This window comes from Streptomyces sp. SAS_272 (genome assembly GCF_052543235.1).
The window spans coordinates 22,060-29,925 of record NZ_JBMNDR010000065.1 but is presented as its reverse complement, the minus strand read 5'-3'; the positions used below and the strand labels follow the sequence as shown (position 1 = coordinate 29,925).

The following is a 7,866-nucleotide window of genomic DNA, read 5'->3' as shown; positions in this document are numbered from 1 at the left end:
CGCCCTCGTCACGGGTGGGGACCGTCAGCCGACGTCGAACGTGGCCGGGTCCGGACCGATGCGACGGTCCTCGTTCAGCGCGCTGATGGCCGCGAGGTCCTCGCTGTCCAGGCTGAAGTCGAAGACGTCGATGTTCTCCTTGATCCGCGACGGCGTCACGGACTTCGGGATCACCACGTTGCCGAGCTGGAGGTGCCAGCGCAGCACGACCTGAGCGGGGGAGCGGTCGTGCTTGCGGGCGATGGCCACGACAGCCGGGACCTCGAGCAGCCCCTTGCCCTGGCCGAGCGGGGACCAGGCCTCGGTGGCGATGCCCCGCTCCGCGTGGAACGCACGGGACTCCTGCTGCTGCAGGTGCGGGTGCAGCTCGATCTGGTTGACCGCCGGTACGACCGACGTCTCGTCGATCAGTCGCTCGAGGTGCTCCGGCAGGAAGTTCGACACGCCGATCGCCTTGACGCGGCCGTCGGCGAGCAGCTTCTCGAAGGCCTTGTACGTGTCGACGTACTCGCCGCGGGCCGGCCTCGGCCAGTGGATCAGGTACAGGTCCACGTAGTCCAGGCCGAGCTTCTGCAGGGAGGCGTCGAACGCGCGCAGCGTCGCGTCGTGTCCCTGGTCGGAGTTCCAGAGCTTGGTGGTGACGAAGAGGTCCTGGCGGGGTACGCCGGAGGCGGCGAGGGCCTTGCCGGTGCCCTCCTCGTTGCCGTAGATCGCCGCTGTGTCGATGCTGCGGTACCCGGCCTCCAGTGCGGTGGTGACCGCCTGCTCCGCCTCGTCGTCCGGCACCTGCCAGACCCCGAAGCCCAGCTGGGGCATCTCGACGCCGTTGTTGAGGATGATCGGGGGGACCTTGCTGCTCACGAGCTCTTGATCCTTCGGTTGTCCGTCAAGGGGTACTCCCATCGTCAACGATCACGACGGTCGATGCATTCCTCCCCCACCGGTACCCGCTCCCCGCCCGTCCAAGACCTGGAGCCGCTTCCGGCTCAGGAGCGGTAGAGCGCCTCGACCTCGTTTGCGTAGGCGTTCTCGATCGCCTTGCGCTTCAGTTTCAGCGACGGGGTCAGCAGCCCGTGCTCCTCGCTGAAGGGCTGGCCGAGGATGCGGAAGGTGCGGATCGACTCCGCCTTGGAGACCAGCGTGTTGGCGGCCACCACAGCCCGGCGCACCTCCGCCTCCAGATCGGCGTCGCGGACCAGCTCCGCGGGCGTCATCTGCGGCTTGCCGCGCATCTGCAGCCAGTGTTCGACGGCCTCGTGGTCGAGCGTGACCAGGGCGGCCACGAACGGCCGGTCGTTGCCCACCAGCAGGCACTGGTGGACCAGAGGGTGGTCGCGCACCCGCTCCTCGAGCAGCCCCGGCGCGACGCTCTTGCCCCCGGAGGTGACCAGGATCTCCTTCTTGCGGCCGGTGATGGTGAGATACCCGTCCTCGTCCAGGGCGCCGAGGTCGCCGGTGGCCAGCCAGCCGTCGTGCAGGGTCTCGTCGGTGGCCTTGGGGTTGTTGAGGTACCCCTGGAAGACGTTGGCGCCGCGCAGCCAGATCTCTCCGTCGTCCGCGATGTGCACGGTCATGCCCGGGATGGCCTGACCGACGGTGCCGTACCGGGTGCGCCCCGGCGGGTTCGCGGTCGCCGCCGCCGTCGTCTCCGTCAGGCCGTAGCCCTCGTAGATCTGCACGCCCGCGCCCGCGAAGAACAGGCCGAGCCTGCGGTCCATGGCCGAGCCGCCGGACATCGCCTGCCGCACCCGGCCGCCCATCGCCGCGCGCAGCTTGGCGTAGACGAGCTTCTCGAACAGCTGGTGCTGCATGCGCAGCCCGGCCGAGGGGCCCGGTCCGGTGCCCCACGCCTTCGCCTCGACCGCCTCGGCGTACTGCACGGCCACGTCCACGGCCTTCTCGAACGGTCCCGCCCGGCCCTCCCGCTCCGCCTTTCGCCGGGCGGCGCCGTACACCTTCTCGAAGATGTACGGCACGGCCAGGAAGAACGTCGGACGGAACGCCTGGAGGTCGGGGAGGAGCGCGGACGCGTGCAGCTGGGGCTGGTGGCCGAAGCGGACCCTGCCGCGGATCGCGGCGATCTGCACCATCCGTCCGAAGACGTGCGCCAGCGGCAGGAACAGCAGGGTCGCCGCCTCGTCGCCCTTCCTGGAGTGGAACACCGGTTCCCAGCGCTCGATGACGGTGTCCGCCTCGAACATGAAGTTGCCGTGCGAGACGACGCAGCCCTTGGGCCGGCCGGTCGTCCCCGAGGTGTAGATGATCGTCGCGGTCGAGTCGGGGGTGACCGCCTCGCGGTGCCGGTGGACGACCTCGTCCTCGATGGCCGCGCCGGCGTCGTACAGCTCCTGCACACAGCCCGAGTCGAGCTGCCACAGCTGTCGCAGCTGGGGGAGGCGGTCGATGACGGTGGCGATCGTCATCGCGTGGTCCTCGTGCTCGACGACGGCGGCCGTGCACTCGGCGTCGTAGAGCATCCAGAAGCACTGCTCGGCGGACGAGGTGGGGTAGACCGGCACCACCTGGGCGCCGACGGTCCACAGGGCGTAGTCGAACAGGGTCCACTCGTAGCGGGTGCGGGACATGATCGCCACCCGGTCGCCGAACCTGATGCCCTGGGCGAGGAGGCCCTTGGCCAGGGCGAGGACCTCGTCGCGGAACTCGGCCGAGGTGACGTCCCGCCATTCGCCGTGCTCGTCCTTGCGGCCGAGCGCGACGTAGTGCGGGTCATCCTCGGCGTGCCGGAAGACGACGTCGGCCAGACCGCCGACCGGCGGTGGCAGCGCCAACGCAGGATTGGTGAACTCCCGCAAACTTCCCACCCCGCTTCCGCACCCCGCTTTCCCATGGCCGCACAGCGCCGTGAAAGCTACCCCACCCGGCGACAGGGCGGGAGGGGCGCGCAAGGCGGGCGACGTTACAGTCCACGCTGGTCAGGGCGGGAAAAAGGGCCCACATGGGGAAGGGTCGGACACAATGCTGACGGTTGAGTAAGTTTCGGCACCGTAATCTCCACCGAATCCCCCCGCACCGCTTACGCCGCCCGACCTCCCGCTGAGCCCCTCACGGCTTTGCCGGCTTCCTCGGGGTCGGCCCGGGGAGGCGGGCGGATGCGGGGACGGTCGCGGGGCTGCCGATCGCGGGGCTGTGGGACGCCGGGCTGTGGGACGCACGCTGGGCTGCGGGACGCCGGTGCAGCTGGTCGCCGCCTGCCAGGATCGCCGCCGCCAGGGCGTCGGCGGCACTCCCGGCCGACGTCCGTCGGCGCCCGTGAACCAGCACGAAATCGACCCTGCCCAGCTCAGGAAGCCCGGCCTGGTCGGGGACCCTCACCAGACCGGGCGGGATCAGGCCCCGGGAGTGCGCCATCACGCCCAGACCCGCGCGGGCCGCCGCGATGAGGCCGTTGAGGCTTCCGCTCGTGCACACGATCCGCCAGGACCGGCCCTGGCGTTCCAGCGCCTCCAGCGCCAGGGCGCGGGTGATGCCCGGCGGCGGGAACACGATCAGCGGGACCGGCCGCCCCGCGTCCAGGCGCAGCCGTTCCGCGCCGATCCAGACCAGCTCGTCGTGCCACACCGGCTCGCCGCGCGGATCCTCGGGGCGCCGCTTGGCCAGCACCAGATCCAGCTTTCCCGCGGCGAGCCGCTCGTGCAGAGTGCCCGACAGCTCCACGGTCAGCTCCAGATCGACCTCGGGGTGATCGGAGCGGAAACTTTCCAGAATCTCCGGCAACCGGGTCAGCACGAAGTCCTCGGACGCACCGAATCGCAGTCGGCCGCGCAGCCGGGTGCCGGTGAAGAACGCGGTGGCCTGCTCGTGGACGTCCAGGATCCGGTGCGCGAAACCGAGCATGGCCTCACCGTCCTCGGTGAGTTCCACCGAGTGCGTGTCCCGCGTGAACAGGGCCCGTCCGGTGGCGTCCTCCAGCCGCCGCACGTGCTGACTGACGGTCGACTGGCGCAGGCCGAGCCGCCGCGCCGCCTGCGTGAAACTGAGCGCCCGGGCCACGGCGAGGAAAGTGCGCAGATGGGAGGGGTCGTACACACTCCCCACCCTAGTCCGTGTCATCGCGATCCGTGATGACAGTGAGAGCGGTGTACGGGATTCCCGATCACGGTCCGGAGGGGGACGATGGGAGGGCCCCGGGACCTCCCGGGGCCCGGCTCCGCCCGGCCGCCCGCAGCGACGGATGTCGGGCGCGTGCCGGCGGTCCGCACGGGCAACGGGTCGTAAGCCTTTTCAGGAACACGCACACCTTCGAACAGCACGTGGAGCACCGTGAAACGCCTGCAGTGGCCGAGCCGGATGCCGGTCGACCCCTACATCCTGATGTTGCTCGCGACCGTCGGGCTCGCCGCCCTGTTTCCGGCACACGGCACCGCCGCCGACGTCGCCTCCGGCGCCTCGACCGCAGCCATCGCCTTCCTCTTCTTCCTGTACGGCGCCCGCCTGTCCACCCGCGAGGCACTGGACGGGCTGAAGCACTGGCGACTGCATGTCACGGTGCTGGCCTGCACCTTCGTGGTCTTTCCGCTGCTCGGCCTGGCCGCCCGCGGCCTCGTCCCGGTCTTCCTCACCCACCCGCTCTACCAGGGGCTGCTTTTCCTCACCCTCGTGCCGTCGACCGTCCAGTCGTCGATCGTCTTCACCTCGATCGCCCGCGGCAACGTGCCCGCGGCGATCTGCGCGGGCTCCTTCTCCTCCCTGGTCGGCATCGTCGTCACCCCGCTGCTGGCGGCGGTCCTGCTCGGCAGCAGCGGCGGCGGACTCTCCGCGGACTCGCTCGTCGAGATCGTGCTGCAACTGCTCGTGCCCTTCCTCGCGGGACAGGTGCTGCGCCGCTGGATCGGCGGCTTCGTCACCCGGCACAAGAAGGTGCTCGCACTCGTCGACCGCGGTTCGATCCTCCTCGTCGTCTACACGGCGTTCAGCGAGGGCATGGTCCAGGGCATCTGGCACCAGGTGAGCGCGGCCCGGCTGGGCGGACTGCTCGTGGTCGAGGTCGCACTGCTCGCGGTGATGCTCATCCTGACGTGGTACGGCGGCAGGGCGCTGCGGTTCGGCCGTGCGGACCGGATCGCCCTGCAGTTCGCCGGCTCCAAGAAGTCCCTCGCCTCCGGACTGCCCATGGCGAGCGTTCTGTTCGGCGCGCACGCCTCCCTCGCGGTGCTGCCGCTGATGCTCTTCCACCAGATGCAGCTCATGGTGTGCGCGGTCATCGCCAAGCGCCGGGCCCGCGATCCGCTGGAGCCGCCGCGCGAACATGCCGACGAGCGGACTGCGGCGACGACCTGAGACGGTCGCCGAGGCGGTAGGGAAACCCGTTACGACATCTGAGCAGGCGTTGCCGGAATCCGTCAGGCGGCTGAGTTGCGTTGCGGAAGCGGTTACGGCGCGCCTTGGAGCCGCGTTTTTGCGGAAGCGGTTACGGCGGCCCCGGACCGGGTTGCGGAAGCGGTTACGACACCGCCCGGAACAACGTTGTGGACGCGGTTGCGGCGGGCCTTGATCGCGTTGCGGAAGCGGTTACGGTGCGCCTGCACCACCTTGTGGAAGCGGTTACGGCACCAGAACCGCCTTGCCCAGGTCGCGCCGCGCCGCGATCGCCGCGTGCGCCTCGGCCGCGTCCTCGAGGGCGAACGAGGCACTGCTGGCACCCCTCGGCGCCCGCGAACGGGAGCAGTTCACGCGCTTGTTGATCCGGATCTCCGGCACGGACGGCTGACGGGGGATAACGTTCCGTCATGACCGTCCCCCTCGCGCTCGATCCCGCGCGCACCGCACTGGTCCTCGTCGATCTGATGGACCGCATCGTCGCCCTCCCCCTGGCACCCCGCAAGGGCGCCGAAGTGCTGGTGACGGCACAGGAGTTGGCGGACTCCTTCCGCTCTGCGGGAGCCCTCGTCGTGCTCGTCCGCGTCGAGCGTCCGGGGGTCGCCGAGCAGCCGTCCGGCAGCGGACTGGTCCAGGGGCTCTCTCGGGACGGCGATGTGGAGATCGTCAAGCGGACGATCGGCGCCTTCCAGGGGACGGGCCTGGACGACCGTCTCCGTGAACGCGGCGTCACCACGCTCGTGTTCGCAGGCATCGCGACGAATCTCGGCGTCGAGTCCACCGCCCGCGCCGCCGGCGACCTCGGTTACGACCTGGTCTTCGTCGAGGACGGGATGGCCGCTCTCACCGGGCCCGAACACGAGGCGTCCGTGAAGCTCGATTTCCCCCGGCTCGGCACCGTGGTCCGCGCGGCCGACGTCCGTTTCACTCGCGGCTGAGTCGACAGCGCCGGCACCGGCAGAGCGGCGGGCCGAGAAGGACCCGAGGGCGACCACATGGGCCTCCGGCCGCGCCCGGCGAGGCGCGGCCGGCCGGAACCGGCCCGACGGCGGCATCGGAGTGCTGCGTGACCGGGCGGAGCCGGCCCGAGGGCGGCATCGGAGTGCTGCGTGACCGGGCGGAGCCGGCCCGAGGGCGGCATCGGAGTGCTGCGTGACCGGGCGGAGCCGGCCCGACGGCGGCACCCGAGGCCGCAGAACCCGAGCGCGGCGGATCGCAGCGGAACCCGAGGGTGGCGGAACCGGATCGTGGCGGAACCGGGGTGCGGCGCACCGGACGGCCCGGCAGCGTGAGGTCGGCCGGCGGGTGCGGTCGGGAAGAGGCGCCGGTTCCTGGGGCTGGGCGGGCCCGAGGGTGCGCGGGGCGCGGCGCGTCGAAGCGGGCCCTGCGGCGCAGGGGCGTTCCCCGCCGGTCGGGGCCGGGCCCCGCCGCCGCGCCGCGGGGAATCCGTCAGCTCTGGGCGGCCGCGGTCCTCAGGGCTATGCGGTCCTCACCCGCGTACACGTTCATGGAGCTGCCCCGCAGGAAGCCCACCAGGGTCAGTCCGGTCTCCGCGGCCAGGTCGACCGCCAGCGAGGAGGGCGCGGAGACCGCCGCGAGCACCGGGAGGCCCGCCATCACGGCCTTCTGCGCCAGCTCGAACGAGGCCCTGCCCGAGACCAGCAGGATCGCCCGTGACAGGGGGAGCTCCCCGTTCTGCAGGGCGCGTCCGACCAGCTTGTCCACCGCGTTGTGCCGGCCCACGTCCTCACGGACGTCGAGCAGGTCGCCGTTCTCCGAGAACAGGGCCGCTCCATGGAGCCCGCCGGTCCGGTCGAACACGCGCTGCGCCGCGCGCAGCCGGTCGGGGAGGACGGCGAGCAGCTCGGGCTCGATCCGGAGCGGGGGAGTGTCGGCGACGGGCCAGCGGGTCGTGGTGCGGACGGCGTCCAGGCTCGCCTTGCCGCACAGGCCGCAGGAGGAGGTGGTGTAGACGTTGCGCTCGAGGGTGATGTCGGGGATCGCCACCCCGGGCGCGGTGCGTACGTCCACCACGTTGTAGGTGTTGCTCCCGTCGGCTGTCGCGCCCGCGCAGTAGACGATGTTCTGCAGGTCGTCCTGCTCGGCCAGCACGCCCTCGCTGACCAGGAAGCCGGCGGCCAGCGCGAAGTCGTCGCCGGGGGTGCGCATCGTGATCGCCAGGGGCTTGCCGTTGAGCCGGATCTCCAGTGGCTCCTCGGCGACCAGGGTGTCCGCGCGGGTGGAGACCACGCCGTCCCTGATGCGGACCACTTTGCGTCGTTCGGTGACTCGTCCCATGTCGTGATCAGCCCCGGTTCTGTACGTGCTGGTAGCCGAAGCGGCCCTTGCTGCAGAGGTTGCCGTGGGTCACCGGGTTGTCGTGCGGTGACGTGACCTTCACGTCTCATTGTCCTGCACATGGAGTGCGAGCCGGCAGCCCACCCTGCAGCAGGCGCACACGATCGGGATCGGACTGCCCGACGCGTCGCGGGCCGCGCCCGCCCGGCACCTCGGGTGCGCATCAGGCCG

6 protein-coding genes and 2 pseudogenes are annotated in these 7,866 nt (G+C 71.1%); 3 read left to right on the top strand and 5 right to left on the bottom strand.

The genetic code is table 11. The features are described 5' to 3' along the window. Positions 1 to 24: 24 nt before the first annotated feature. The 3 genes and pseudogenes from ACN6LD_RS30000 to ACN6LD_RS29990 all read right to left on the bottom strand — a co-directional run. The gene (locus ACN6LD_RS30000; RefSeq protein ID WP_319195638.1) at positions 25 to 861 is read right to left on the bottom strand and encodes an aldo/keto reductase; all 837 of its coding nucleotides are present in this window, start codon (positions 859 to 861) and stop codon (positions 25 to 27) included. A gap of 125 nt (positions 862 to 986) precedes the next feature. Then, positions 987 to 2,813 (bottom strand): AMP-dependent synthetase/ligase, encoded by a 1,827-nt coding sequence (locus ACN6LD_RS29995; protein WP_319195653.1) that lies wholly within the window; start codon positions 2,811 to 2,813, stop codon positions 987 to 989. Positions 2,814 to 3,186: 373 nt separating this feature from the next. After that, positions 3,187 to 4,047 (bottom strand): annotated as a pseudogene (locus ACN6LD_RS29990) (LysR substrate-binding domain-containing protein); the annotation flags it as partial. A 234-nt stretch (positions 4,048 to 4,281) separates the two neighbouring features. Here ACN6LD_RS29990 and ACN6LD_RS29985 point away from each other — a divergent pair. The 3 genes from ACN6LD_RS29985 to ACN6LD_RS29975 all read left to right on the top strand — a co-directional run bounded on the left by ACN6LD_RS29985 (position 4,282) and on the right by ACN6LD_RS29975 (position 6,275). Continuing rightward, positions 4,282 to 5,298, top strand: coding sequence for a bile acid:sodium symporter family protein (locus ACN6LD_RS29985; RefSeq protein ID WP_445044837.1), 1,017 nt, complete (start codon positions 4,282 to 4,284; stop codon positions 5,296 to 5,298). A 283-nt stretch (positions 5,299 to 5,581) separates the two neighbouring features. Continuing rightward, complete coding sequence (locus ACN6LD_RS29980) at positions 5,582 to 5,728, top strand: hypothetical protein (RefSeq protein ID WP_445044836.1); 147 nt, start codon at positions 5,582 to 5,584, stop codon at positions 5,726 to 5,728. Positions 5,729 to 5,747: 19 nt separating this feature from the next. Next, entirely contained in the window at positions 5,748 to 6,275 is a 528-nt protein-coding gene (locus ACN6LD_RS29975; protein WP_445044835.1) for an isochorismatase family protein, read from the top strand. Between the two features lie 511 nt (positions 6,276 to 6,786). Here ACN6LD_RS29975 and fdhD read toward each other — a convergent pair. Together fdhD and ACN6LD_RS29965 are read right to left on the bottom strand one after the other, a co-directional pair. Then, positions 6,787 to 7,635: a formate dehydrogenase accessory sulfurtransferase FdhD gene (gene fdhD / locus ACN6LD_RS29970; RefSeq protein ID WP_445044834.1), complete on the bottom strand. Its 849-nt coding sequence runs from the start codon at positions 7,633 to 7,635 to the stop codon at positions 6,787 to 6,789. A 7-nt stretch (positions 7,636 to 7,642) separates the two neighbouring features. Further along, positions 7,643 to 7,800 (bottom strand): annotated as a pseudogene (locus tag ACN6LD_RS29965) (2Fe-2S iron-sulfur cluster-binding protein); the annotation flags it as partial. Positions 7,801 to 7,866 lie beyond the last annotated feature (66 nt).